23 protein-coding genes and 2 tRNA genes are annotated in these 26,220 nt (G+C 57.6%); 14 read left to right on the top strand and 11 right to left on the bottom strand.

Translation table 11 applies throughout. The features are described 5' to 3' along the window. Positions 1–4: 4 nt before the first annotated feature. Positions 5–628 carry a helix-turn-helix domain-containing protein gene (locus tag AC2FJB_RS00125; RefSeq protein ID WP_117868795.1) on the top strand — a complete coding sequence of 208 codons (624 nt, stop codon included), beginning with the start codon at positions 5–7 and terminating at the stop codon, positions 626–628. On the opposite strand, the gene AC2FJB_RS00120 is transcribed toward AC2FJB_RS00125, so the two are convergent. Further along, positions 617–856 carry a hypothetical protein gene (locus AC2FJB_RS00120; RefSeq protein ID WP_117868796.1) on the bottom strand — a complete coding sequence of 80 codons (240 nt, stop codon included), beginning with the start codon at positions 854–856 and terminating at the stop codon, positions 617–619. The genes AC2FJB_RS00125 and AC2FJB_RS00120 overlap by 12 nt on opposite strands. 558 nt (positions 857–1,414) lie before the next feature. After that, entirely contained in the window at positions 1,415–3,232 is a 1,818-nt protein-coding gene (locus tag AC2FJB_RS00115; protein WP_496719315.1) for an extracellular solute-binding protein, read from the bottom strand. 298 nt (positions 3,233–3,530) lie between these two features. On the opposite strand from AC2FJB_RS00115, the gene AC2FJB_RS00110 reads away from it, so the two are divergent. Next, the gene (locus AC2FJB_RS00110) at positions 3,531–4,304 is read left to right on the top strand and encodes a 3-hydroxybutyrate dehydrogenase (RefSeq protein WP_496676456.1); all 774 of its coding nucleotides are present in this window, start codon (positions 3,531–3,533) and stop codon (positions 4,302–4,304) included. Positions 4,305–4,371: 67 nt separating this feature from the next. Further along, a complete protein-coding gene (locus AC2FJB_RS00105) occupies positions 4,372–5,397 on the top strand; it encodes a patatin-like phospholipase family protein (RefSeq protein ID WP_496719316.1) in 1,026 nt (341 codons plus the stop codon). Here AC2FJB_RS00105 and AC2FJB_RS00100 read toward each other — a convergent pair whose 3' ends face one another. From AC2FJB_RS00100 to AC2FJB_RS00090, 3 genes are all read right to left on the bottom strand, one after another. Further along, on the bottom strand, positions 5,398–6,075 hold the full coding sequence (locus tag AC2FJB_RS00100) for a DUF502 domain-containing protein (protein ID WP_117868800.1): 678 nt from the start codon (positions 6,073–6,075) through the stop codon (positions 5,398–5,400). It abuts the gene before it with no gap. A 64-nt stretch (positions 6,076–6,139) separates the two neighbouring features. Further along, on the bottom strand, positions 6,140–7,051 hold the full coding sequence (locus AC2FJB_RS00095; protein ID WP_496719317.1) for a pseudouridine-5'-phosphate glycosidase: 912 nt from the start codon (positions 7,049–7,051) through the stop codon (positions 6,140–6,142). Beyond that, on the bottom strand, positions 7,048–7,941 hold the full coding sequence (locus tag AC2FJB_RS00090; protein ID WP_299893700.1) for a PfkB family carbohydrate kinase: 894 nt from the start codon (positions 7,939–7,941) through the stop codon (positions 7,048–7,050). Before AC2FJB_RS00090 ends, AC2FJB_RS00095 begins: the two co-directional genes overlap by 4 nt. A 171-nt stretch (positions 7,942–8,112) precedes the next feature. Between AC2FJB_RS00090 and AC2FJB_RS00085 the strand changes: the two genes are divergently transcribed. Continuing rightward, positions 8,113–9,255: a HupE/UreJ family protein gene (locus AC2FJB_RS00085; RefSeq protein WP_496719318.1), complete on the top strand. Its 1,143-nt coding sequence runs from the start codon at positions 8,113–8,115 to the stop codon at positions 9,253–9,255. Here the strand turns inward: AC2FJB_RS00085 and AC2FJB_RS00080 are convergent. Continuing rightward, positions 9,252–9,872: a thiamine phosphate synthase gene (locus AC2FJB_RS00080; protein WP_496719319.1), complete on the bottom strand. Its 621-nt coding sequence runs from the start codon at positions 9,870–9,872 to the stop codon at positions 9,252–9,254. The genes AC2FJB_RS00085 and AC2FJB_RS00080 overlap by 4 nt on opposite strands. A gap of 155 nt (positions 9,873–10,027) precedes the next feature. Between AC2FJB_RS00080 and AC2FJB_RS00075 the strand changes: the two genes are divergently transcribed. The 4 genes from AC2FJB_RS00075 (at position 10,028) to AC2FJB_RS00060 (ending at position 14,348) form a co-directional block, all read left to right on the top strand. Next, complete coding sequence (locus AC2FJB_RS00075) at positions 10,028–10,771, top strand: RNA methyltransferase (protein ID WP_117868805.1); 744 nt, start codon at positions 10,028–10,030, stop codon at positions 10,769–10,771. Between the two features lie 59 nt (positions 10,772–10,830). Further along, entirely contained in the window at positions 10,831–11,979 is a 1,149-nt protein-coding gene (ctaA, locus tag AC2FJB_RS00070) for a heme A synthase (protein ID WP_496719320.1), read from the top strand. Position 11,980: 1 nt separating this feature from the next. After that, positions 11,981–13,450: a carboxypeptidase M32 gene (locus tag AC2FJB_RS00065; RefSeq protein WP_496719321.1), complete on the top strand. Its 1,470-nt coding sequence runs from the start codon at positions 11,981–11,983 to the stop codon at positions 13,448–13,450. Positions 13,451–13,625: 175 nt separating this feature from the next. Further along, positions 13,626–14,348 carry a CE1 family esterase gene (locus AC2FJB_RS00060; protein ID WP_496719322.1) on the top strand — a complete coding sequence of 241 codons (723 nt, stop codon included), beginning with the start codon at positions 13,626–13,628 and terminating at the stop codon, positions 14,346–14,348. A gap of 157 nt (positions 14,349–14,505) precedes the next feature. Here AC2FJB_RS00060 and trhA read toward each other — a convergent pair whose 3' ends face one another. Both trhA and gyrA read right to left on the bottom strand, forming a co-directional pair. Next, positions 14,506–15,168, bottom strand: a complete 663-nt coding sequence (gene trhA, locus AC2FJB_RS00055) for a PAQR family membrane homeostasis protein TrhA (RefSeq protein WP_117868810.1) — start codon at positions 15,166–15,168, stop codon at positions 14,506–14,508. 131 nt (positions 15,169–15,299) lie between these two features. Further along, positions 15,300–18,026 carry a DNA gyrase subunit A gene (gyrA, locus tag AC2FJB_RS00050; RefSeq protein WP_496719323.1) on the bottom strand — a complete coding sequence of 909 codons (2,727 nt, stop codon included), beginning with the start codon at positions 18,024–18,026 and terminating at the stop codon, positions 15,300–15,302. Positions 18,027–18,219: 193 nt separating this feature from the next. On the opposite strand from gyrA, the gene AC2FJB_RS00045 reads away from it, so the two are divergent. Further along, entirely contained in the window at positions 18,220–18,489 is a 270-nt protein-coding gene (locus AC2FJB_RS00045; protein ID WP_117868812.1) for an usg protein, read from the top strand. A 101-nt stretch (positions 18,490–18,590) separates the two neighbouring features. Continuing rightward, positions 18,591–19,268: a lipid-binding SYLF domain-containing protein gene (locus tag AC2FJB_RS00040; RefSeq protein ID WP_496719324.1), complete on the top strand. Its 678-nt coding sequence runs from the start codon at positions 18,591–18,593 to the stop codon at positions 19,266–19,268. On the opposite strand, the gene AC2FJB_RS00035 is transcribed toward AC2FJB_RS00040, so the two are convergent. Then, positions 19,269–20,222 carry a radical SAM protein gene (locus AC2FJB_RS00035; RefSeq protein WP_496719336.1) on the bottom strand — a complete coding sequence of 318 codons (954 nt, stop codon included), beginning with the start codon at positions 20,220–20,222 and terminating at the stop codon, positions 19,269–19,271. Positions 20,223–20,385: 163 nt separating this feature from the next. On the opposite strand from AC2FJB_RS00035, the gene zwf reads away from it, so the two are divergent. The 4 genes from zwf to AC2FJB_RS00015 all read left to right on the top strand — a co-directional run bounded on the left by zwf (position 20,386) and on the right by AC2FJB_RS00015 (position 25,922). Then, positions 20,386–21,840, top strand: coding sequence for a glucose-6-phosphate dehydrogenase (zwf, locus tag AC2FJB_RS00030; protein ID WP_496719325.1), 1,455 nt, complete (start codon positions 20,386–20,388; stop codon positions 21,838–21,840). After that, positions 21,837–22,508, top strand: coding sequence for a 6-phosphogluconolactonase (pgl, locus tag AC2FJB_RS00025; RefSeq protein ID WP_299643068.1), 672 nt, complete (start codon positions 21,837–21,839; stop codon positions 22,506–22,508). The genes zwf and pgl overlap by 4 nt, the downstream gene beginning before the upstream one ends. Before the next feature lie 4 nt (positions 22,509–22,512). After that, the gene (gene pgi, locus AC2FJB_RS00020; protein ID WP_496719326.1) at positions 22,513–24,117 is read left to right on the top strand and encodes a glucose-6-phosphate isomerase; all 1,605 of its coding nucleotides are present in this window, start codon (positions 22,513–22,515) and stop codon (positions 24,115–24,117) included. Positions 24,118–24,302: 185 nt separating this feature from the next. After that, positions 24,303–25,922 carry a long-chain-fatty-acid--CoA ligase gene (locus AC2FJB_RS00015; protein ID WP_496719327.1) on the top strand — a complete coding sequence of 540 codons (1,620 nt, stop codon included), beginning with the start codon at positions 24,303–24,305 and terminating at the stop codon, positions 25,920–25,922. 21 nt (positions 25,923–25,943) lie between these two features. Here the strand turns inward: AC2FJB_RS00015 and AC2FJB_RS00010 are convergent. After that, positions 25,944–26,018: transfer RNA gene (locus AC2FJB_RS00010), tRNA-Asn, on the bottom strand. Between the two features lie 126 nt (positions 26,019–26,144). Then, a tRNA-Asn gene (locus tag AC2FJB_RS00005) sits at positions 26,145–26,219 on the bottom strand. Position 26,220: the final 1 nt, after the last annotated feature.

Genomic DNA, 26,220 nt, shown 5'->3' with positions numbered 1-26,220 from the left:
GGGCATGAGCACTCAAGATCCCAAATCTCTGATCCGAATTGCCCGCAACTCTGGCGAACACACCGAAGTTGAACCGTTGGACCTTGGCGCGCGTGTGAGAGAGCTGCGCAAAGCACGGGAATGGACATTGGAGCAAGCCGCCAGTCAGGCCGGTTTGGCACGTTCGACCCTAAGCAAGATCGAAAACGGGCAGATGTCGCCGACCTACGACGCGCTCAAGAAGCTTGCGACTGGATTGGAGATTTCGGTTCCGCAGCTTTTCACGCCGCCCCAGCGCGATCAGGTGATCGGGCGTATGGCGATAACCCGTCTGGGCGACGGCACGGCGCACGCCACAACCACTTATGAACATGAGTTGCTGGCCGAAACCCTGACCAAGAAACAAATGCTGCCCTATCGTGCGCGGGTCCGCGCGAGATCAATGGAGGAATTTGACGGCTGGGTGCGCCATGACGGAGAAGAGTTCATGTATGTACTGACCGGTGTCGTCAAGCTTTACACCGAGTTTTATGAGCCGGTGGAGATGCGCAGGGGCGACAGCGCCTATTACGACGGCAGCATGGGCCACAATGTGATTTCCGTCAGTGACGAAGACGCGACTATCCTTTGGGTCACATCACTTGCTTAAAGCGGCACTGCTGAATTCACGGTTCAGCCCTTCGGTGAACAGGAAGTCTTCGACCTCCTCATGCGCCTCATTCATTGTAAGTTGGTGACGTTCGGCCAAATAGGCTTCAAATCCTTTTCGATCCTTCAACACGCGCATCATGTCTTTGTCACGCAAGTTCGGAAAACGCCGCTTTGCGCGTTCGCAGGCCGCGCTCCAGTCTTTTGTAAGATCGGTCCAGTTCATCATCAATGAGCTTCCCTTAGCAACGATTAGGACTGCTCTCCCCCACATCAGAGTACGAACGGGGTGCCGTAACGAAAGACATGACAAAATGTCGCATCCTGAGGCCGCGCCTTTTTGGGGGGGAATTGTGCCCGCTGCGAAGTATCCGCAGCGGGGCGACGGGCCTACATTTGGTGTGAGTGGTGGCGGGCCCGGTTGTTCTTTGGTTCCCAGCGTCCGATTGTCCGGGCAGTCCGGGATCTTGGGTTGGCATAAGCTATCTATGACGACTAAATATGCCATTTTTATACAGGTTTTTCTAGATGAGTAAAACTGTTTGAGGGCGTTTTCTGCGGGATCACCCGGTGGTGATGGTGTTGGCGGCCCAGTACGGCGGTTTGGGTGCGATCAAACGATATCTTGTATGACGCGGCAATGTGCTGAATTTTGCCGACTGATGGAATCTTCCTGACCGCAGATTGTACAGAACAGCTGAAACTTCGAGCTTCTGACGTTCGGAATGCCCGCTTGGAAAGACCAGCCCGGATCACATACCCATCGGCTGGCCCTGGGATCACGCCTCTACCGGGCGTCGTACCACCACACTTCTGGCATGTATTGCGGACCGTCACCGTAGATGGGCAGGGTTTTCGGGTGCTTCAGTTCCTTGACATGCGCAATGCGTCCGATGTCAAAGCTCCAGATCGGGATGACATAGCGGCCTGCTGTCAGTACCCGGTCCAGCGCGCGGGTGGCATCGGTGAAGTCCTCGCGGGTTTTTGAGGCGAGCATGGCATCGATCATTGCGTCAACTGCGGGCGAGGATACGCCCATCAGGTTGCGTGTGCCGGGGGCATCAGCAGTCTCGCTGCCCCAATAAAGACGCTGTTCGTTGCCAGGAGACAGAGAAAGCGCTCGGCGGAATGTCGTAACGTCAAAGTCCAGTTCAGAGGTGCGTCCGACATATTGGGCATTGTCGACTTGTTCCGTCGTGACCTGAATGCCAAGACGTTCCAGCGCGCGGGAATAGATCTCGACTACTGTTGCCATCTCGCTGTCGCCCTGTTGAAGCAGGAAAGTCACCTGAAAGGCATCACCATTTCCATTGTGCAGTGCGCCGTCCTGAACGGTCCAACCTGCCTCGGTCAAAAGCTTGGTGGCCTCGCGAAGGTTTGCCCGGTTCCGGGCCGACCCGTCACCCTTCGGCAGTTCATACCCTTCCAGCGTGCCTGGCAACAGGATGTCAGCGTAAGGAAGCAACAGGTCTCTTAGCTGCCCTTGGGCCGGGCCGGGCTGCATGGCAAGGTCGGACCCCGAGAAATAAGACGTGATCCTTGGTTGGGCGCCACCGGTTACCGTGTCGTTGATGAACTCAAAATTGAAGGCAAGCATCAGCGCTTCGCGCACACGCCAGTCGTCGAACGGGGCCTTTCGTGTATTCATCACGAACCCGGTCATTCCCGAAGGTTTTCCATGCGGAATTTCAGTTTTGATCACATCGCCCCGCTGCACAGCGGGAAAGTTGTATTGCGTATCCCATTTGTCGGCATTGAATTCACGGACGGCCGACAACTCTCCGGCCTTGAAGGCTTCGAACAAGACGCTGCCGTCGCCGTAGAATTCGATCCGCAGCTCATCAAGGTTCATGGTGCCGCGGCGAAACGGAATGTCGTTCCCCCAATAGTCCGGATTGCGTCGCAGATTCACGTAGCGTCCCGCTTCGTAGCTATCGATCACATAAGGGCCGGTTCCAATCGGCACATCATGCAGTTGCGCGTCAGCGAAGTCCTTTCCCTCCCATTGTGCCTTTTGCAGGATCGGACGCATCCCTGCCAGCAGCGCAAGCTCTCGATCGGGTTCATTGAACGTGATCCGCACCGAGCGCGGGCCTGTTTGTTCGATGTCGTCGATCTTGCCCCAAAGACCGCGATAGCGCAGATGCCCCTGCGTGCCCAAAGTCTCGTAAGACCAGATCACATCATCGATCGTGACCGGGCTTCCGTCGGAAAAACGCGCCTCTTCCCGCAGGGTGAATTCGACCCAGGACCGGTCTGGATCGGTCTCAACTGATTCGGCTAACAGCCCGTAAAGTGTGAAAGGTTCGTCCCAGGATCGCCCCATCAGGCTTTCATGGGTCCAGAAAGGCAATTGCCATGGCGAAGTGCCTTTTTGCAAAAACGGGTTCAGACTGTTAAAGCCGCCCGTGTTTCCGAAAACAGCTTTGCCACCTTTGGGCGCATCCGGGTTCGCATAGGGGAGAGACACAAAATCCGGTGGTAGGGCCGGGTCCCCGTACATAGCTATGCCATGAGACGATTCTGCATGGGCGACAGACATCACGAAAATGCTGGCGATTCCCGCCGCAAGTGATCGAAACGGACGGAGAAATTCCGGGCTCATTTTGGAAACAATCCTGCTCTGGCCTTATTTTGTTGGAGATCATCGTAGTGATGATTTTTCTTATTATCAAACTTTTAGCTTGGACCAAGGCGCAGAATTGCTTATAAAGGTTGCACTGCTCGATAGGTTTCTTGCCTGTATGAAACCTGCCTCAATAACTTAACGCCCGCTTCGTGCGGGCGTTTTTTTGTGCGTCGCGAAGTCTCAGGCCGGGATTCCAATCTGATGTGTTTCCCCGTTTTCTTTGCAGGTGCAGCATGGCATGGTGCGCCTGATTAACGCTTGAGGGAGAATGGACATGAGCCTGTCCGGTAAAACGGCAATCATCACGGGATCAAATTCGGGCATCGGGCTGGGCGTAGCGCGCGAGCTGGCCAAGGCGGGTGCCGATGTGGTTCTGAATTCCTTTACGGATCGGGATGAAGATCATGCGCTTGCCGCAGAGATTGCGAAAGAGACCGGAACCAATGCGCGCTACATCAAGGCCGACATGTCCAAGGGCGAGGAATGCCGATCACTGATCGAACAGGCGGGGTCCTGTGATATTCTGGTAAACAATGCTGGTATTCAGCATGTCTCTCCGATCGATAAGTTCCCGGTTGAAAAATGGGACGCGATTATCGCAATCAACATGAACTCGGCCTTTCATACCACAGCGGCTGCGTTGCCGATGATGCGCAAGGCGGGTTGGGGGCGGGTGGTGAACATCGCCTCGGCCCATGGTCTGACGGCATCCCCTTACAAGGCGGCATATGTTGCGGCCAAGCACGGCGTGGTGGGAATGACCAAGACCGTAGCGCTGGAAACCGCGCAGGAACCGATCACCTGCAATGCCATCTGCCCGGGCTACGTTCTGACGCCGCTGGTCGAGGCGCAGATCCCCGACACGATGAAAGAATACAACATGAGCCGCGAGGATGTGGTGAAGAACATTCTTTTGGAACGGCAACCCTCCAAGGAGTTCGCCACCGTCGAGCAATTGGGTGGAACGACTATCTTCCTGTGTTCGGACGCGGCGGCTCAGATCACCGGAACCACAATTTCAGTCGATGGTGGCTGGACAGCACTTTGAGGTTTAAAGGGGGCCATTGCCCTCATTCCCCCGAAGCATTCATTTGCAGAGACGAAGGGGCAGCGACGTGAAACGGATCAATCTGGCTTTGCAGGGGGGTGGCGCGCATGGCGCGTTCACCTGGGGTGTGCTTGACCGGCTGCTGGATGAGGAAGACATCGAGGTCGCTGCCATCACCGGAACCTCCGCAGGGGCGCTGAACGCAGCGGCGTACAAGTCGGGAATGGTTCATTCAGGGCGCGAAGGAGCGCGGGCGCGCCTGGACGGGTTGTGGCAGCGCATGGGCGCTATTGGCGACATGCGTTTCGCCAACTGGTTTCGCGGCCTGGAACCGGCGACCATTGCGCAGGCGATGGAGTATTCGGTACCGTTTTCAATCGGGGATGCGTGGTCGCGAATGGTGTCGCCCTATGCGTATGGGCCGTTCTACAGCAACCCGCTGGAACCGGTGGTGGACAGGTTCAATTTTGACGAGATTTGCGCGGAAGAAGGCCCGCGCCTTTTCGTGTGTGCCACTTGCGTACGCAGCGGCAAGATCCGCGTCTTTACCGGCGACGAGATCAGCACGGACGCTATTCTGGCCTCGGCCTGTTTACCAACCCTGTTCAAGGCGGTTGAGATTTTTGATCCGAAAACAAACCGGAACGAAGCCTACTGGGACGGCGGGTATACCGGCAATCCGGCTCTCTATCCGCTGTTCAACGATGATTTGCCGGATGACGTGGTGATCGTGAACATCAATCCGCTGGAGCGCGACGAAGTTCCGGTCACACCGCAGCAAATTCAGAACCGGATCAACGAGATCAGCTTCAACTCATCCCTGTTTCGCGAGTTGCGGGCGATCAGCTTTGTCCAACGGTTGCTGAAAGAGGGCAAGCTGACCTCCGGAGAGATGAGCCGCGTTCTGGTTCACATGATTGCAGATAACGAGTTGATGAACAGCCTGTCTGTTGCCACCAAGACCGTGCCCAATCCGGTCATTCTGCATAAGCTGAAACAGGCCGGACGGGACGCCGCGGACGGTTTTCTTGCCAAACACAAGGACGATTTGGGGCAGACCAGCACAATCGATCTGCCTGCGATGTTCAGCTGATCACTCGGGTGGCTGGGTCGGATCTTTTCCATTCGGATAGACAAGCCCCGCTGAAATCACCAGTTTGGCTGCGTCTTCGATGCTCATATCCAGCAAGATCACGTCTTCTGCGGGGAAGAACAACAGAAACCCCGACGTCGGGTTGGGCGTCGTGGGTACGAATACGCTCAGCAGCTCTCCGCCGGTTTCGGCACGTTCGCTTACCTCACCCTTGGCGCTGGTGGAGACAAAGCCGATGGCCCAGATCCCGCGACGCGGGTACTGGATCAGGCAGGCTTTTTCAAAAGAACGCTCAGTCTGGGCAAACACCGTTTCCGAAATCTGTTTGATCCCGGAGTAGACCGAGCGCACGACGGGCATCCGGTCAACAACGCTTTCGGCGAAGTGGATCAGGGAACGGCCCAGAATACCCTTGGCGATCCAGCCGACCAGAATGGTGAAGATCAGGAAGATGACTACGCCTACACCGCGCAGGTTGATGCCCACGTACTGTTCTGGCTGGAACTGGTGTGGCACCAGTGGAAGAACCGCGCTATCGATCCAGCCGACCACCGACCAGATCAGCCAGACCGTCAACCAGACAGGCGCAATGACAACGACGCCCGTCAGAAAGGACGCGCGCAGCCGTGAAAGCATGCCTGGGCGGCGGTGAGGTTCTTCGTCGAACGGTGTATTCATGGTGGTTCCGAATGGTTTCGGGAATTAGGTAGTCAATCCACGGTCTTGGTACAATAGGTTAACGTCACCTCTGTTTGACCAGCGCTTGCGCGATCTTTGCCGCCAACCGTGCATTGTTTCGAACAAGGGCGATATTGGCGACCAAGGACCGGCCTTCGGTCTTTTCAAAGATTCGTTGCAGCAGATAGGGGGTCACGGCTTTGCCGGTGATACGATGGGCATCCGCATCTGACTGAGCCTCGGCGATGATCGGGGCCAGTTCCTCGGACGGGATCTGATCAGCGGCCGGGATCGGATTTGCCACCAACTGCCCGCCGGGCAGACCCAGCGCGCGGCGGGTGGAGTGGGCTTTGGCGATGGCGTCGGCACTGTCCATACGAAGGGGCGCGGCAAAGGGCGACTTTGCCGACCAGAACGCAGGAAACTCGTCCTGACCATGTGCAATCACAGGCACGCCCAGCGTTTCCAGAACCTCAAGCGTTTTGGCGAGGTCGAGGATGGCTTTCGCCCCGGCTGCGACGACAGTCACCGGTGTATGCCCAAGCTCGTGCAGATCGGCAGAGATGTCGAACGTGGTCTCGGCACCCTGATGCACGCCGCCGATACCGCCGGTGGCAAAAATCTCGATCCCGGCATAATGCGCTGCGATCATAGTCGCCGCAACGGTGGTGGCCCCGGTGCCACCGGTCGAGATGCACGCTGCCATGTCCGCGCGCGAGATCTTGGCGACACCCTGGGCCTGACCCAGCCATTGCAGCTGATCCTGCTCCAGCCCCACATGCAATTTGCCTTCGATCACGGCCATTGTCGCAGGAACCGCACCCGCATCTCGGATGTCCTTTTCGACCTGTGCCGCGACTTCGATGTTCTGCGGGTAGGGCATCCCATGGGTGATGATGGTGCTTTCCAGCGCAACTATGGGCAGGCCCGCGTCCTTGGCGGCGCTGACCTCGGCTGAGTATTGAATGTCGATCACAGTGGGGTTTCTCCGGAAACGTAGGTTGCAGCGGCGTGCAGGGCGCGGGCCATAGCCTCGTCACTGGATGCACCGCCGGATTCTGAGGCGATATGGGCCGCCATGAAAGTGTCCCCGGCGCCGGTCACGCGTGTGACCAGAACGGCAGGGGGTGTTTGTGTCAGGATATCATCAGAGCTCCCGACGGTGGCTGAATTGCCGCCATCGGTGACCAGAGCGCGCAGCGCGCCACGATCCAGCAGGCCCTTAGCTGCGGATTCGGAGTCGGTGAACTCGCGCTGACACAGGATGCCGGCCTCTTCGAGATTCACGTAAAGCGTGGCGCGTGCGTGTTTCAGGAAGGGTAGCAATCGTTCGGCTTTGCCGGGCGAGGCCGGGGCCACGCGAAGATCAGCGCGAGAGAAAGCAGGGCTTTGAGCAATCTCTTCAAGCAGGTCCAGTGTCAGGTTGCCGTCGAGTGCGATTGGGCCTTCAAACGGTGTGTTCTCATAGCCCAATGGCCCGTGCATCAAGGGGCGTAGTATCTTTGCGCCAGCGGCTTCCAGCGAATGCGCGTCGGCAATCGCCGCGATCAACCCGTTCGCCCCTTCGACAGCCATGTAGCGGTCAGTCGGCAAATCCTGCGAACGATAGATGTGATCCGTCACCATGCCGAGGCGCGAACAGGCGTGAACCAGCTCGTCGCCTTCGGGATCGCGGCCAATGGCAGTCAGCAGGGTGGGCGTCATGCCAAAGCGTACCAGTGTCATGGCGATGTTCATCGCGACGCCGCCGGGCAGGCGGGTGATCCGGCCCGGCACGTCCGAGCCTTGCCTCATGGCGCTGGCCGATCGACCGATGACGTCCCACAGGACCGAGCCGATGCACAGGATATTGGTGTTCTGAGTCATACGGGATGTCATGCCGCAGCGATGGTGCCCGTGCAAGCCGGAACGTTATCGCTATAAGAGATTCCCGATCTGCCGGGGCTGATGTTTCCTTTGGGCTTGCGATCCGTGGCCTTCGCGGGAACAATCGAGAGCAATGATTGGTGATTTGATTTTCCTGTTGGAGCGTTTCGTATGAATGGCCCTGCCTTCCGTGCCATCCTTCGAGTCCTCAAAACCTGCGCCCTGAGTATTATTGTTCTTCTGACTGTGCTTCCTGGATCTGTTAAGGCACAAACCGCCCCTCCGACAGTTGTTGATTTCTGGGTCAAAGCTGACACGCTGTTTCTGGAGGTGAAATTGAATGCCGAGGCGATGCTGGCCGGGGCCGACCCGACACAGCCAGAAACCTATTCTGACGATACACAGTACCGATCTCTGCGGCGGAAGGTGTCGTCGGAACTGGAACCGCAGATCAGAGACTTTGTTCAGGTCTGGAAGCAAAGCCTTGTGGTCGAAGCGCCTGGTCGCCTGGATTTGTCTTATGAAGGTGTGCGTATTCCGGTGGTGGGCGACACGGAAAAAGTGCGTGTTTCCAGGTTGTTGTTGACTGCACGTTTGCCGGATCATGCATCGAATCTGCGCCTGACCTGGCCGCAGTACAGCGGGTCAGTCGTTCTTCGTCAGCAAAACGTGATGGCCCCGTATACAGGGTTTCTGACTGCCGGAGAAATCAGCCCACTGATCCCGTTGCAGGGCGGGGCATCGCTGACAACAGAGCAGACACTGCAGACGTATTTCGCAAAGGGGATCAGCCGTTTTGTTCAAAGCCCCCTCAAGCCATCCATCGTTGTTCTGACACTCGTAATGCTGACACTGAGCCTGCGGCCTGTGGTGTCTCAGGTGGCGTTTTTGGCAGCAGGAGTTTTTATCGGGCTCGGGTTGGGCATGTACGGCGTGCTGGACGTGCCAGAAAATGTGCAGGACCAGGCGTTGGTGGCCTCGATCATCATTCTGGCGCTTTGGAACCTGGTGGCCCGGCACTTGCAGGTCTGGCGACTGTTAGCTGTGCTTGCCGCAGGTTGTGTTCAAGGATTGGCACTGGCTTCGGATTTGACAAGGATCGGGGTGCCGCCCGATCATCTGGCCCCGGCTGTTTTTGGGTTTGGCGTCGGAAATACACTGCCTGTCATCCTTGTGGCTGTTCTGACTTTTGCCTGCGCGCTTTTGGTTGCTGGCGGGTCACACAGAACACGAGGCCGGATTTCGGTTCTGGCCTCGATGCTGATCGCCGGAATCGGCGTGTATTGGATGGCTGAACCCTGGTTGCTGGCTTAAGACATCGCCGCCAGCAGCGTGTTCAGCGCGCCCAGCGGGTCGTCGCTGCCCCAGATTTCGTCGCCGATACCGAAGAAATCGGTGCAGGGGGCCAGATCACGGATCAGCTCGGGCGTCAGACTGCCTTCGGCCACGACCGGGACCTCGATCATCTGAGACCACCATTGGAACAAATCCTTTTCGGCGCGGGTTCCGTCCCCCAACGTGGCGGTTCCGACGGGCCCGAAGGCCACGTAATCCGCGCCGTGTTCACCCGCCGCCATGCCGTCATGGCTGGACGCGCCGCAGAAGCTGCCGACAATCGCATCGGTGCCCAGTTCCTTGCGCGCGGCGCGGACCGAGCGTGCGCCGTCATCCAGATGCACCCCGTCCAGCCCTAGACGTTGCGCCAACAGCACGTGGTTCGATATCACGATGGCCACGTCGCGGGCGTGGGCCACTTCGCGGCAGGCATCAGCGGCACGGGCGATGGTGTCTTCGTCGTTGCCTGCCAGCGCCAGGCGGATGCAGGCGATCTCGGCCCCGTCCAGAACCGATGCCAGTTTGCCGGGGAACGTGCTCAGCTCGATCGTCGGAGGCGTTATCAGGTAAATCTGCGGCTGCTCGGGGGTGTCCATGGGCGCGTCCTTCGGGTTTCAGTGTTTGGCGCGGTTTAGCGGATTGCGGCGGGGAAGCAAACTTTTATGGCTGAGGCCGCGCAAATAACACCCCCAGCGACTTGCCCTGCAAGTGCCTGCCGATTACAGCAGGCCAAGTTTTCATAAGGTGAACCATGCCAAGCGACAAATCCCAGCCTTCCTTCGTGCTTGTTCGCCCGCAGATGGGTGAGAATATCGGTGCTGCTGCCCGGGCAATGTGGAACTTTGGACTGGACCGAATGCGCATCGTGGCGCCCCGTGACGGCTGGCCAAACCCCAAGGCAGTGGCGATGTCCAGCGGTGCAGGCCGGTTGCTGGATGAAGCACTGCTGTTTCACGATCTGGCCGGATCGCTGGCCGACAGCACCTTTGTCTTCGCCACCACTGCACGGCAACGCGGGCTGACGAAACCCGTCTACAGCCCCGAGCGCGCCATGCAGATCGCTGCTGAAAAAGTCGCGGCGGGCGAAAAGGTTGCGGTTCTGTTCGGCCCCGAACGTGCGGGGTTGGAGAACGAAGACATCGCCAAGGCAAACGCAATCATCTCGGTTCCGGTGAACCCGGAATACGCGTCGCTGAACCTGGGCCAATGCGTTTTGCTGACCGCTTATGAGTGGATGCGCCAGACTGGCGACGTGGTGCATGAATCCACTGATCTGGGAAAGGGTGACTGGGCCACGGGGATCGAGGTTGAAAAACTGGTCGAGCACTACGAGGACCGGCTGGAAGAGGCCGGGTTCTTCTATCCCCCCGAAAAGGCCGAGGGCATGAAAACCAACCTGCGCAATCTGTGGTCGCGGATGCGGATGACGCGGGCCGATGTGCAGATGCTGCACGGGATCATGCGGCAGATGGTCCGCTGGAAAGACAAAGGCTGAGGCTGGACCTATCTTCCGCCACACCCTAGCTTGCGACGAAATCAGGACATGAGGACAGCATGAGCGGTAAGCGCAGCATCTTCGAAGAGGTCTCGGACACGGAAAAACAACAGGCGGTTCAACCCGGTATGATCGACCGGGGGCGTGGCGGCGCGCGCAATGCGATCCGCGTTTGGCTGATGATCCTGTTTGCCTTGGTGGTCGTGATGATCGCAGTCGGCGGCCTGACGCGCCTGACGGACAGTGGCCTATCGATCACCGAATGGCGTCCGATCACCGGTGCCGTCCCGCCGATGACCGAAGCGGATTGGCAGGCTGAGTTCGACAAATACAAGCAGATTGACCAGTGGCAGATCCAGAACCAGTGGATGGAGCTGAGTGACTTTAAAACTATTTACTGGTGGGAATGGGGGCACCGCCAACTGGGCCGCGTGATAGGGCTGGTCTGGGCCATCGGGTTCTTTGGATTCCATATCGCGCGCAAGGTACCTACGGGTTGGACCGGCAAGCTGTTGATCCCCGGCCTTCTGGGCGGTGTCCAGGGCGCGGTCGGCTGGTGGATGGTCGCCTCGGGCGTAACGCAGGGCGAAGGCATGACGGCGGTTGCCAGTTATCGTCTGGCCACGCATCTGGGGCTAGCCTTCGTGATTCTGGGCTTCCTGGCGTGGTATATCTTTGAGCTTGGCCGCGATGAACGTGACCTGATGCAGGCGCGTCGTGCCAAAGAGGCAAAACTGTTCTCGCTTGCGACTGGCCTGATGCATTTCGCTTTTTTGCAAATACTCATCGGCGCGCTGGTCGCCGGGATCGACGCCGGGAGGTCTTACACCGACTGGCCGTTGATTGGGGGGCAATTGTTGCCACCGGATGCCACTGCGTTGGAGCCGGTGTGGCGAAACTTCTTTGAAAGCCCCGGACTGGTGCAGTTCATTCACCGTTGTGCCGGTTACCTGCTGTTTATCTTTGCCATTGTCGTGTGGCGACGTGGTGGTGCCAGTGCGCATCCTCAAACGCGCTTTGCCTTCAATGCGGCATTCGCAGCGCTGTCTTTGCAGGTCGTCGTCGGCATCGTGACGGTCGTCTACGGCGCCCCATGGCAGATAGCGATCTTCCACCAGTTCATGGCCGTCGTTGTCTGGACCCTGATCCTGCGCGCTCGGTTCCTCACGGCTTACCCAATCGCAACATCTCTGCGCGGAGCAACATAATATGACCGCTTTCAACGAATTGATGGCCTTTCAGCGTGAAACCTCAGCATTGGGCCAGATCGCGGGTCGGCTCGGCTGGGACCAGGAAACCGTCATGCCGCGCGGGGCTGCTCCCCAACGTGCCGAAGAAATGGCGGCTATCGAGGCGGTCCTTCATGCGCGCCGATCGGATCCACGCGTTGCAGAGTGGCTGGATCAGGCTGCCCCACAGGATGAAGTCGGTAAGGCGCAACTGCGCGAAATCCGGCGCGCCTATGATCGGGCGGTCAAGGTGCCTGCCGATCTGGCTACGGCGATTGCCCGAATTACGTCCGCCGCACAGGGAACCTGGGCCCAGGCGCGCGCGGACGAAGATGTCTCGGCGTTCCTTCCGGTGCTGGAAGAGGTCGTATCGCTGAAGCGTCAGGAAGGTGAGGCGCTGGCGCAGGGCGGAGATGTCTATGACGCCATGGTTGAAGATTACGAACCCTATACGACTGGCGCTCAGATCGCGGCCATTTTCGATGAGATGCGCCCGCGTCTGGTGGCCTTGCGCGCGGCCGTTCTGGATCGCCCGGAACCTGCTGCGCTGAGCGGCAGCTTTGATGAGATGACCCAGATGCAGCTTGCGCAAAAGCTGGCGGTCGCTTTCGGCTATGACCTCAACAACGGCCGTGTGGATAAGGCGGTTCACCCGTTCAGCTCGGGCTCGGGTCTTGATGTGCGCATCACCACGCGAACCAGCGAAACAGACCCATTCAACTGCTTTTATTCAACCATTCATGAGGTCGGCCACGCCGCTTACGAACAGGGGATCGACCGCGACTACCTGCTGACGTCACTGGGGTGCGGCGTGTCCATGGGCGTGCATGAAAGCCAAAGCCGGATCTATGAAAACCAGCTCGGCCGTTCCCGTGCCTTTACGGGCTGGTTGTTCGATCAGATGAAGGGCGCATTCGGCGATTTCGGAATTGCCGATGCTGACGCTTTCTACGCCACTGTCAACCGGGTTCACAACGGCTATATCCGCACCGAAGCGGACGAGGTCCAGTATAACCTGCATATCATGCTGCGGTTCGATCTGGAGCGCGCGCTGATGGCCGGAGACTTGCAGGTCAGCGAACTTGAGGCGGCGTGGAACGACCGCTTCAAGGCTGACTTCGGCTATGCGGTGGACAAGCCGTCGAATGGCTGTTTGCAGGATGTGCATTGGTCGGTCGGGCTGTTTGGTTACTTTCCGACCTACTCGCTGGGCAACGTCTATGCTGGATGCCTGTATCAGGCCCTGCGCGGTGGCGTGCCCGATCTGGATGCGCAACTGGCAGAAGGCGACACATCTGGCGCAACTGCTTGGCTGCGCGAACACGTCCAGCAGCACGGCGGGCTTTATGCCCCGCGCGAGATTATCCGACGGGCAAGCGGCATTGAGCCGGGACCCGAACCTTTGCTGGGATATCTGGAACAGAAGTTTAGCGCGATATATGGGCTGTGAAAGCACGGAGCGGCAACTGAACAGTAAGGCTCATTGCTCTTGGCATTGAAGCAATGGCTCTGGTTTTAGCACTCAAACCAGCGCGACCTGCGGATAGCTTCTCACATCTGTATCAAGCACAGGGATGTGATGGCGTAGTACCCCATGTATGGTTTCCAGGCGACAATAAAACGTATTGAATCCCAAGGGCGAAGGACCATTCCCGGCCGTGATCTTTCTTCATGGATCCCGCGGAACGGGGCAAAAGGCTATCCAGAGTGCATTTCCCGTCAAGTCGATACTGGAACACGGGTATGCCATCGTCGCTCCGACTGCGCTGGAAATTGAGTACCAAAGCGGCCCGGGCACAGGATGGGTTTGGAATGACGCATATTATGGCCGGCATGATTTTGAGTTCATTGCGAATGTGCTTGAGGACGTTTTAGCTCGATCCCCTATTGATCCGGCGCAGATCGTAACCACTGGCCATTCCCGAGGTGAATCCTTCGCTTGGTATCTTGCCTGTGCAGATGTTGACCCACGTCTGAAGGCTTTTGCCCCCGTTGCTGGAACACCAGTGCGCGGCGAACCTGGGAAATGTGCGTCAGCAGATTTCGATTTCAACATGTACTTTAGCCATGGTTATGACGACACAGTTATTCCTTTCGCGGGTTCCGGGTCTTCGTGGTCTGATCCGGGATATATGGGGGCAGTGGAAGCCACACTAAGGCTTGGGGTCTCTGCGGGCTGTAAAAGGGATAAAGTCGTTCCGCAGGATAGCTATGATCAGCGCGTTCTGAGCGATTGTGATACTGGTTCGACCATTTCTGTTATCGGCGATGAGGTCGGGCATGGCGTTCCAAATGGCTGGAGCGATCTGATGCTTGACTGGTTTGAGACAGTGAGCGCTTTGGAATAGGGGGCTTCCAACACAAATCGGGTCTGGTGAAGACGGAGAGACGGTCGCGGGACATGCCGCGCAATTTGTCTTCGGCTTCACGCGGAATACTATTTTCGGGCGACGCCAACTTTCGTTTTACGCAAACTTTCTCCCGAACAAATACGCGCAGGTTAACCTAAACGACCTGAAACAGTTCGATTCGGGCCGCGACCGCTGCAAAGAACAAAACGCTGCCCAGCAGCACAAATACATGCCAGATCGTGTTGTGGAACGGCAGCCAGTCCAGCAGGTAGAAGGCGACCCCGGCCGTGTACACGAGCCCTCCGGCAATCATCAGTGTAACGATCGTAGGCGACAGGTCTGCCAACATGGATTGCCCGGCCCAGACCACCGCCCAACCCATCAATAGGTATAGCGCAAGCCCGAACCATCGGAACCGGTTTGGGTCCAGCATCTTGAGAACCGACCCAAGTGTTGCCGAAGACCACAATCCGAGTAATAGCCCCGGGGGCTGAGCACCGGACAACAGTAGAAACGGTGTGTAGGTCCCTGCGATCTTGACGTAGATGCCGGAATGATCGAGGCGCTGCAGGAACCCGCGCCATTCCTCGTTTTCGACCATGTTATACAAGGCGGAAAACGTGAGCATGAGTATCAGCGTCACCCCGTAAACCGAGGCACCCAGAACCGCAGATTGATCATACCGGTAATAGATGGTCATTGTGATCAGCAGTGGTACGGCAACCAACGCACTTGAGACACCGAGCACATGGACCACCCCGTCGCTGATACGTTCCGTGCGACTGTAAGCTGGTCGGATATGCGCAAATGACCACATATGAAAAAGCTAGGCGGCAGAATGGCTTCGGGCAAGCGGATCATCCGGAGAGTTGTCGATATCGTGATCCAGAATGACAAAACGCCCGCAGAGCGAGCGTTTTGTTTCAGATCCGTAATTGAGCGTGAGGGTTATTCTTCGGTTTCCTCATCACCCTGATCAGCGATCCAGGCAACGCTGACGACCACTTCGCCCTTTCCGGTATTGAAGACTTTCACGCCACCTGCCGAGCGGGAGCGGAAGGAAATACCTTCCACCGGAACCCGGATCGATTGGCCTTTGGATGTCGCCAGCATGATCTGGTCGTCGAGTTCAACCGGGAAAGAAGCCACCAGTTCTCCGCCGCGCATCGCCTTGTCCATCGCAGCAACACCCATGCCGCCTCGTCCGCGGACAGGGTAGTCGTGACTGGAACTCAGCTTGCCCGCACCGCCGGCAGTGATGGTCAGGATCAGGTTTTCCGCCGCTGACATCTCGGCGTACCGCTCCTGCGGCAGCAGGCTGTCGGCATTGCCCTCCTCATCGTCCGTCTCACCATCGTCGGTGACACCGGCTACGGCGCGGCGCATCTTGAGGTACGCGGCACGCTCGTCTGAGTCAGCTTCAAAGTGGCGGATCACCGACATCGAGACCACGCGGTCGCCATTGGTCAGTTTGATGCCACGCACACCGGTCGACTCGCGCGAGTTGAAGACGCGCACATCCGTAGTCCGGAAGCGGATGGCCCGACCTGAGTTGGTCACAAGCATCACGTCTTCATCTTCCGAACAGATGCGCGCATTCACCAGTTCCACGCCTTCAGGCAGTTTCATTGCGATCTTGCCGTTTCGGCGGACGTTGGTGAAATCCGACAGGCGGTTGCGGCGCACGTCACCCGCGCTGGTGGCGAAGATGATCTGAAGGTTCTCCCACTCTTCATCCGGCACATCGACAGGCATGATCGCGGCGATGGAAACCCCGGTTGGGATCGGCAGGATATTGACGATCGCCTTGCCTTTGCCGGTACGGCTGGACTGCGGCAAGCGCCAGGTCTTGAGTTTGTAGACCATGCCTTCTGTGGTGAAGAACAGCAGTTGGGTATGCGTGTTCGCCACGAAGAGGTTGGTAACAACATCCTCTTCCTTGGTCTGCATTCCCGAAAGACCCTTGCCACCGCGTTTCTGCGCTCGGAAATCGGCCAGCGGGGTTCGCTTGATGTAGCCGCCCGAGGTGACGGTCACGACCATGTCTTCACGTTCAATCAGGTCTTCGTCTTCCATGTCGCCGGACCAGTCGACGATCTCGGTGCGGCGCGGTACTGCAAATTGCTCGCGTACGCTGCGCAGTTCATCAGCAATGATGCTCATGATGCGTTCGCGTGAAGACAGAATATCAAGGTATTCCTGGATCTTACCAGCCAGTTCTTCCAGCTCGTCGGTGACTTCTTTGACGCCAATTTGGGTCAGCCGTTGTAGTCGAAGATCAAGGATTGCGCGGGCCTGAACCTCGGTCAGGTTGTAGGTTCCGTCGTCGTTCATCTTGGACAGCGGATCGTCGATCAGGCGCAGATAGCTTTCGATCTCGGATGCGGGCCAGCGGCGGGTCATCAGCTTTTCGCGCGCTTCAGCCGCATCTGCCGACGAACGGATCGTCGCGACCACTTCATCGACGTTGGATACCGCCACGGCCAGACCACACAGAATGTGGCTACGTTCGCGGGCCTTGCGCAGGTCGTATGCAGTACGTCGCGCGACAACATCCTCGCGGAAGTCGATAAACGAGGTCAGGAACCGGCGCAGTGTCAGTTGCTCGGGTCGGCCACCATTCAGCGCCAGCATGTTGCAGCCGAACGAAGTCTGCATCGGCGAGAAGCGGAAAAGTTGGTTCAGCACCACTTCAGGCGTGGCATCCCGTTTCAGTTCCACTACGACACGAACACCGTTGCGGTCGGACTCATCCTGTACGTGACTGACGCCTTCGATGCGTTTCTCGCGCACGGCTTCGGCGATCTTTTCGATCATCGCGGCCTTGTTCACCTGATAGGGAATCTCATCAACCACAATGGCGTAACGGTCTTTACGGATCTCTTCGACGCGGGTCTTAGAGCGGATGATGACGCTGCCGCGCCCCTCAAGATAAGCTTTGCGCGCGCCGGACCGTCCCAGCATAACGGCGCCGGTCGGGAAATCGGGACCGGGGACATATTCGATCAGTTGTTCTGACGTCAGGTCCGGGTCGTCGATCAGTGCCAGCGTGGCATCGACCACTTCGCCCAGATTGTGCGGCGGAATGTTGGTCGCCATACCCACGGCGATACCACCGGCACCGTTGACGAGCATGTTTGGGAAACGGGCGGGCAAGACGGTCGGTTCCCGGTCCTTGCCATCGTAGTTGTCCTGAAAATCGACCGTTTCTTTTTCGATATCCGCCAGCAGGGCGCTTGCGGGCTTGTCCATTCGCACTTCGGTATATCGCATGGCCGCCGGGTTGTCGCCGTCCATCGAGCCAAAGTTGCCCTGTCCATCCAGCAAGGGCAGCGACATCGAGAAATCCTGTGCCATCCGCACCAACGCGTCATAGATCGCGCTGTCACCGTGCGGGTGGTATTTACCCATCACATCGCCAACCGGACGGGCCGATTTGCGATAAGATTTGTCGTGGGTGTTTCCGGTTTCGTGCATCGCATACAGGATGCGGCGGTGAACCGGTTTCAGCCCATCACGGAGATCGGGGATCGCGCGGCTGACGATGACCGACATGGCATAATCCAGGTAGGAGGTGCGCATCTCGGATTCGATGGAGACCGTCGGGCCGTCGTAGACAGGGCGCTCGGGCGGGGTTTCGTCCATGTTTTCAGGAATTTCTGGCGTATCGCTCACGTAAACTGCCCGTATATTGTGCTGGGTCTATATCTTGTGGATGCACCTTATCAGACCCGGCACATAAGGTGCAAGCAAGCAGCGTTTCCTGAGGCTGAAATCCTCGGTAACACCCAAGTAACATATTGTTATCTAAGAATTAGGAAGTTTTCGTGCTAACCTGAAGACATCTTGCAACAAACCGGAGGTCTGCATGAAGACAAGCGAAACAGAATTGATGCTCAAGGGCTATGGTCTGACAACGGCTGAATTCTTCTACCATATGCCCGATTATATCCACGTCCTGAATACCTTCATCTGGCAGGAATATGACCTTGCGCCGGATCATCCCAAGCTGTTCGAATTCATCGAGTTTTGGCAGCGAGAGATCGAAGGGCCGCTGCATTCTGTCAAATTCACTCACCGCAAGATGATTGCGCCGGGTGAGTGGCGCAACATGGTCGGTGAGTTTCGCGTGAACTGAGCGGTCGGCTAAGTTTGCCTGAACGTCGGAAATCCCGTTCTCATTTGAGGCAAGTCGCGTATGGTGGCAGCCAATCTGTTGGTGTCACAGGAAAACAAATCATGACAAGAGCCTTTCTCTTTGCTGCGGCGCTTATTGCTGCAGCGCTTTGCGTGAACCGCCCTGTTTTTGCAGAAGGTGTTCTGGACAAGATCAAGAAAGGCGCCGAGAGCGTCGGGAACACGATCGACAAAGGTGCCGCCGCCGTCGATGAGACCATCGATTCAACTTCAGAATTGCTGTCCAATGAGGCAACACCGGAGGAAACGCGCGCCAAGCTTGACGCGATGGCAGGCGAAATTCTGGATCAGCTTCTGACGGAGAACCCCGAGGCGCAGGCCCTGTATGACATCAGTGCCGGATATGCGGTGTTCGATTCTCGTAAGGTGACAGTGTTTCCCGTGTCGGCGGGCTATGGCCGTGGCGTAGCAGTGTCGAAAGACACCGGACAGCATACGTATATGAACATGGGGACAGGCGGTGTTGGCGGTGCCATCGGCATCGGCGGTTTCGAGACCAAATTCGTGATCCTGTTCGAAACCCCTGCTGATCTGGATAAGTTCATCAGCCAGGGTTACGACGCGACCGCAGAAACAGGGGCCATGTATGGCGAGGATAAAACCGGCGAAACCCTGCGCTTTACCGATGGGCGCTCGTTCTTTGTTCTCAACAAAAAGGGGTGGCGCGTATCGGCCGGCGCGTCGGGCACCAAGTTCTGGGAATCGCCCGAGCTGAACTGATCAGCCAGAACAGCTGGCGCCGCCCAGGACACAGAACTTGGCGCAATGAGGGTGGTTCAGATGCACGTCCGACTCGGCCTCGGCAAGGGTATGACCCATCTCGAACTCCGGCTCGTAGGGCAGTAGGGTGCAGGCTAGGACAGCAGGTTTTTCGGCCCCCTTGCGTTTGACCACCATGCGGGCGCTTGCGCACATGACGTCGTTGGGGGATTTGCCCAGGATTCCCCAGCAAGCCGTGGTGATTTCGGGGACTTCAACAGTTTCGTCCATTTCGGGGAACAGAACGGTCCGAGCCGGGTTTTGCGGGTCAATATCGAATCCGTGCTCGGCAAAGAACCTGGCATAACCCGTACGGCTTTCCGCCTCTGAATCTCCCCAGACGGTGCGTCCGGCGATGGCCATGTTGAAACCGTGGTCGCGCAACCACTCCATCCCGGCCAGGGTTTTGTCGAAACTGCCCTCGCCGCGCTCTTCATCGTGCAGGGCCGGGCGGAAGTGATCGACCGAAATGCGCAGAGTCAACATGTGGTTGAATTCCTTTTGCAACCCCAGCAAGCCTTCGCGCATTTTGCGGCGCATCATCGGAGCCATTGCGTTGGTCAGGACCAGAACCTCGTATCCTCGTTCCAGCGCGGAGCGTGTCATGTCGATCATTTCCGGGTTCATGAACGGCTCACCACCCGTGAACCCGATCTCGCGCACGGGCCAATTGCGAGCTTCGATTTGATCCAGGTAGTCACGAACCTCGTCAGCCGTGATGTAAACCAAAGCATCATTGGTGGGGCTGCTGGCTATGTAGCAACTCACACATTCGATGTTGCACAACGTGCCTGTATTGAACCAAAGGGTTTCGGGGCGTGTCAGGGAAACCGTTGCGCGGGCCTGTCCGTCAGCTGTCACCGATTTGTTTTGAAACTTGCCGTTATTGGCAAGCTGAGGGGCGTTGTCTTTCATTCCCGCATCCGGTTCTTTGAGGTCGTCGCTCTGATCTAGCCCTTCGCCGCCGATTTGGTAAGGGTGACGCAGCGGTTCTGACAGAGTTTTGATCAGTGTGATTTCTCGGTATATGGTTGCGCTAACATTGGACATGCCGGAAGGGGCGAGGTAAGGACAACTCATGGTTTCACGCGTCATACCAGTTGATCCCTTTGATCTGATTATTTTCGGTGGCACCGGCGATCTGGCGCAGCGCAAGATCCTGCCTGCGCTTTACCGTCGCTTTTGCGCCGGGCAATGGCATGAAGATGCGAAGATTATCGCAGCAGCGCGTGCGGGCCAATCCGCAGATGATTTCCGACGGATGGTCACAAAGTCGCTTCACCAGCATGCCGTGGTCCGGGCCGCGGATTCGCAGGCACTGTCCCGTTTCCTGCAGCGGGTCGACTATGTCCCGCTGGATGCTATGTCAGACGCAGGATGGGATGTGCTGGGTGAAAAACTCTCACCCAACCGCGTGCGCGCGTTCTATTTCTCGGTCGGCCCCAGTCTGTTTGGACCCCTGGCCGAGCGTGTCCGGGCCTATGATCTGGCGACGGAAGAGACGCGCATTGTGGTGGAAAAGCCGTTTGGGCATGATCTGAACAGTGCGCGAGAGCTGAATGCCACACTCGCTGCGCATTTTGATGAAAGCCAGATTTACCGGATCGATCATTATCTGGGCAAGGAAACCGTCCAGAACCTGATGGCGGTACGGTTTGGCAATATGTTGTTCGAACCGCTGTGGAACAGCCAGTATGTAGACCACATCCAGATCACGGTTGCGGAAACCGTCGGTATCGAAGGGCGCGAAGAATACTATGAGCGCGCGGGTGCGATGCGTGACATGGTGCAAAACCACCTGATGCAGCTGCTGTGTCTGATTGCCATGGAACCCCCGGCAAAGTTCGATCCGGACGCTGTACGAGATGAAAAGCTCAAGGTGATCCGGGCGCTTGATCCTGTGGAACCGCATCACATCGTGCGCGGCCAGTTTTCGGAGGGGCCGGACGGGCCGGGATACCGTGAATGTGTTGGCAATCCACGCTCGACCACCGAAAGCTACGTGGCGCTGAAGGCGCATGTCAGCAATTGGCGATGGGCGGGTACGCCGTTTTATTTGCGTACGGGTAAACGGCTGGTGGCGCGCTCTTCGATTATCAACGTGATGTTCAAGGACGCACCGCATTCGATTTTCGGGGAAGAAGCCGGGCGTCACGCCAATGCGTTGTCGATCCGATTGCAACCCAATGAGGGGATCACGCTGAAAGTGACGATCAAGGAACCAGGGCCGGGCGGGATGCGGTTGATCGACGTGCCTTTGGATATGAGTTTTGCCGAAGCGCTGGGGCCGGAAAACCAGGACCCGCCAGATGCTTACGAACGCCTCGTTATGGACGTGATCCGGGGTAACCAGACGCTGTTCATGCGTGGAGACGAGGTCGAGGCCGCATGGGCCTGGACCGATCCGATCATCGCCGGATGGCTGGCGCGTGGGGACGTGCCCAAACCTTATGACAGCGGCAGCACAGGGCCTGGCGACGCCGAGCTGCTGATGAAACGCGACGGTCGCCGCTGGCAAGGAATAAAGCCATGAACATTCAGGAATATGCCGATCGGGAAATGCTTGCGATCGATGTGGCAAACGCGTTGGCGGGTGAGCTTGAAGCCGCTTTGTTGCACAACGACACGGTTGCGTTGGCCGTCCCCGGCGGGACAACGCCGGGGCCGATTTTTGACAGTCTGTGCGCCGCTGATCTTGAGTGGGACCGCGTACGCGTTCTGCCCACGGATGAGCGCTGCGTACCGGCTGATCATGAACGTTCGAACGAACGCCTGATCCGGGAGAGACTGCTGACCAACCGGGCATCCGTGGCGCAGTTTATTCCACTCTATGTGCCGGGCACAGAGCCTGAAGCGGCGTTGCCCGAGGTTGAATCGCTGATCGCGCCAGTGCTGCCATTGTCGGTTCTGGTCCTGGGGATGGGGGAAGACATGCATACGGCCTCGTTGTTCCCCGGAATGGAGGGGCTTGCCAAGGCTCTCGACAGCCAAGCGCCAACCTTGATCGTCGCCCGGACCGATGTGCAGCCAGAAGCTCGGATTTCTTTGACGGCCCCTGTTCTGGACGGGGCTTTGTCGAAACATCTGGTCATCTACGGGCAGGCAAAACGAGACGTTTTGGAAAAAGCCATGTCAATGCCACCGGAAGAGGCACCGATCGCCGCCGTTCTCAGTGGCGTGACGGTTCATTGGGCGGAGTGAGGCAATGCAGCTGAATGCTTTGAAGACACTTGCGACGGCCGAACGCCGTATCGTCGATCTGTTCGCAGAGGATGCAAACCGAGCCGGGTCGTTTTCAGTCTCATCCAAGGATATGCTGTTCGATTATTCGAAAACACAGATCGATGAAGACGTGCGCGTGGCGCTGCTGCAATTGTGCGAAGAAGCCGGGCTTGCGACACAGCGCGACGCCATGTTTGCCGGGAAGAAGATCAACGAAACCGAAGGGCGCGCGGTGCTGCACACTGCCTTGCGCAACCTTGATGGCGGGCCGATCGAGGTGGACGATCAGGATGTTATGCCCGGGGTTCTGGGCACACTGCATCGGATGCGTGTCTTTGCCGAGGAGGTGCGCGGCGGCGCCATTGCAGGGGCAGGGGGCAGTTTTACCGATGTGGTGAATATCGGCATCGGAGGATCTGACCTTGGCCCGGTGATGGCCACGCACGCACTGGCCCCTTATCACGATGGTCCGCGTGTGCATTACGTCTCTAATGTGGATGGGGCCCATATTGCAGACACGTTGCGCCAGCTGGACCCGACACGGACGCTGGTGATTGTCGCGTCGAAAACATTCACCACGATCGAAACGATGACCAATGCGCGCACGGCCCGCGCCTGGATGTCTGAGGGTGGGGGGGATCCGTCCCGCCAGTTTGCTGCCGTATCCAGCGCGCTGGACAAGACGCAGGCTTTCGGCATCCCCGAGGCACATGTATTTGGTTTCGCCGATTGGGTGGGCGGACGCTATTCGGTCTGGGGGCCGGTTGGATTGCCAGTCATGATTGCCGTCGGTTCAAATGCATTTGACGCGTTTCTGCGCGGCGGGCAGGCGATGGATCTGCATTTCCGCTCGGCGGATTGGGGTGAAAACATGCCTGTGATACTGGCGCTGGTCGGCATCTGGCATCGTCAGGTTCTGGGTTATACCAGCCGGGCCGTGCTGCCCTATGATCAGCGGCTGCTGCGCCTGCCTGCATATTTCCAGCAGTTGGAAATGGAGTCGAATGGCAAATCTGTCGCGATGGACGGATCAACCCTGACCGTCCCTTCGGGGCCCGTTGTCTGGGGTGAGCCGGGAACCAACGGTCAACATGCATTTTATCAGCTGATCCATCAGGGCACGGATGTCATACCCTGCGAATTCATGGTCGCTGCCGAAGGGCACGAACCTGAGCTGATTCACCATCACCGCCTGCTTTTGGCCAACTGTCTGGCGCAGTCAGAGGCTTTGATGCGTGGTCGTTCTTTGGATGAAGCCCGTGCACGCATGGCGGAAAAAGGCCTTGATGGCGACGAACTTGATCGGCAGGCGCGACACCGGGTATTTCCCGGTAATCGTCCTTCCACAACGCTGATGTATCCGAAGCTTACACCGTTCGTTCTGGGGCAGATTATCGCGCTGTATGAGCATCGTGTGTTCGTTGAAGGCGTTCTGCTGGGCATCAATTCCTTTGATCAGTGGGGGGTGGAGTTGGGCAAAGAGCTTGCCAACTCTCTTGGGCCTGTCGTGGATGGTGTTGCGAGCGCTGAAGATAAAGACGGATCAACCGCTGCATTGGTCGCCTATGCGCTGAAACACCGGGATTAACGGCAGAAAATGCTGCCTGTCACCTTGGTGGACAGCATTCTTTTATTGTCAGACAATTAAATGATTGGCAGGGTTCCTCCGTAGGAAACGACTGGATTGACGCATCGGGTCACGCCCCAAGCTGTCAATGTCAGGTGGAAAAGGCAGAGGCCGTCTAAGGTCTCGCCAAGGACGGGAGGATGTCCATGCTGGGACAGATGATGACGCAGCCCCTGCTGATTTCGTCGCTGATCGAACACGCAAAGCGCTATCACGGTCAGACCGAGATTGTCTCGGTCGAAACGGATGGAACGGTCACTGAAACCAACTGGTCCGAGATTGCAGTCAATGCACGACGAATGGCGTCGGCATTGACGACTCTGGGGCTGGAGCCGCAGGACAGGATCGGGACACTGGCCTGGAACAATCGGCGGCATCTTGAGATCTATTTTGCCACTTCCGGCGCGGGCTATGTCTGTCACACGGTCAATCCCCGCCTGTTCCCCGAGCAGCTGACCTTTATCATCAATCATGCCAAGGACAGGGTTCTGTTCTTTGATGCGACGTTCATTCCGCTGGTCGCCGCGCTGCATGACGCTTTGTCCGAGGTTCAGCATTTTATCCTCATGGGGCCTCGCAATGAAGAGGCTGCGGCTCAGGTTCCTGATCTGAAGTTCTATGACGAGTTGATCCAGACAGGAGATGCGAATTTCCAGTGGCCCGACCTGGATGAAAAAACCGCTTGCGGTCTGTGCTACACGTCGGGAACGACGGGCAATCCAAAGGGCGTGTTGTATTCTCACAGGTCAACACTGCTGCACAGTTTTGCATCGAACACACGGGATGTGATCGGGTATTCTGCGATGGATGTTGTTATGCCTGTTGTGCCGATGTTCCATGTCAACGCGTGGGGGTCGCCTTACGCTTGTGCTATGTCGGGATCGCGGCTTGTGTTGCCTGGACCGGATTTACATGGTGAAGCGCTGGTCAATCTGATCGATACCTATGGCGTGACACTGGCCATGGGCGTGCCTACCATCTGGCAGGGTCTGCTGGCCCATGCCGCGGCATGCGGAACCGAACTCAAAAGTCTTGATCGCACTGTTATTGGCGGCGCAGCCTGTCCGCCGTCGATGATCGAAACGTTCCGCGAAACCTATGGCGTTGACACGGTTCACGCCTGGGGCATGAGCGAGATGAGCCCGCTGGGCTCGACGAATTACCCACTGGCCAAACACCTGAAGCTGCCGCCGGAAGAACAGCACAAGATTCGCCTGAGCCAGGGAAGACCGCCCTTTGGGGTTGAGTTGAAAATCGTGGACGAAGATGGGAATGATCTTCCGCATGACGGTGAAACTCAGGGCGATTTGCTAGTGCGAGGCCACTGGGTTCTGGACAGCTACTTCCAGTTGCAGGATCAGAATCTGTTGCAGGATGGTTGGTTCGCGACCGGGGATGTGGCCACTTTGGACCCGGATGGTTACATGACTATTCGCGACAGATCCAAGGACATCATCAAATCCGGTGGGGAATGGATCAGTTCGGTCGAGCTTGAGAACATCGCCGTGGCCCACCCCCAGCTTGCGACGGCCGCCGTGGTCGGTGTTCCGCATCCGAAATGGGATGAACGCCCCTTGCTGGTTGCCGTGAAAGCCGATGGAGTAGAACCTAGCGAACAGGATTTGCTGTCCTTTTTCGATGGCAAAATCGCCAAATGGCAGATTCCTGACAAGGTTGTCTTTGTTGATGCGCTGCCACTGAGTGCAACAGGAAAGGTCTTGAAACGCAAGCTGCGAGCAGAGTTCGGGAATGCCCTGACAGGGTAGGTCTGCTGCGTTTTGGGGAATTGGCTCCGGCGGTAGGGATCGAACCTACGACCAATTGATTAACAGTCAACTGCTCTACCGCTGAGCTACGCCGGAACGGTTCGCGCCGTATAGCAATCCGGTTTCCCGGCGTCCAGAGGGGGCGTGTGTTTTTTCGACGAAAAAACCGGCAGAAACCGATGCGATTTTTGGCGTCATTGAAGGTCTGAACGAGGGGGGATTTGGCTCCGGCGGTAGGGATCGAACCTACGACCAATTGATTAACAGTCAACTGCTCTACCGCTGAGCTACGCCGGAA

It is taken from the genome of Ruegeria sp. CDSC085 (assembly GCF_059610465.1).
The sequence above is the reverse complement of the archived record's forward strand: the minus strand, read 5'-3'. Positions and strand labels throughout refer to the sequence as shown.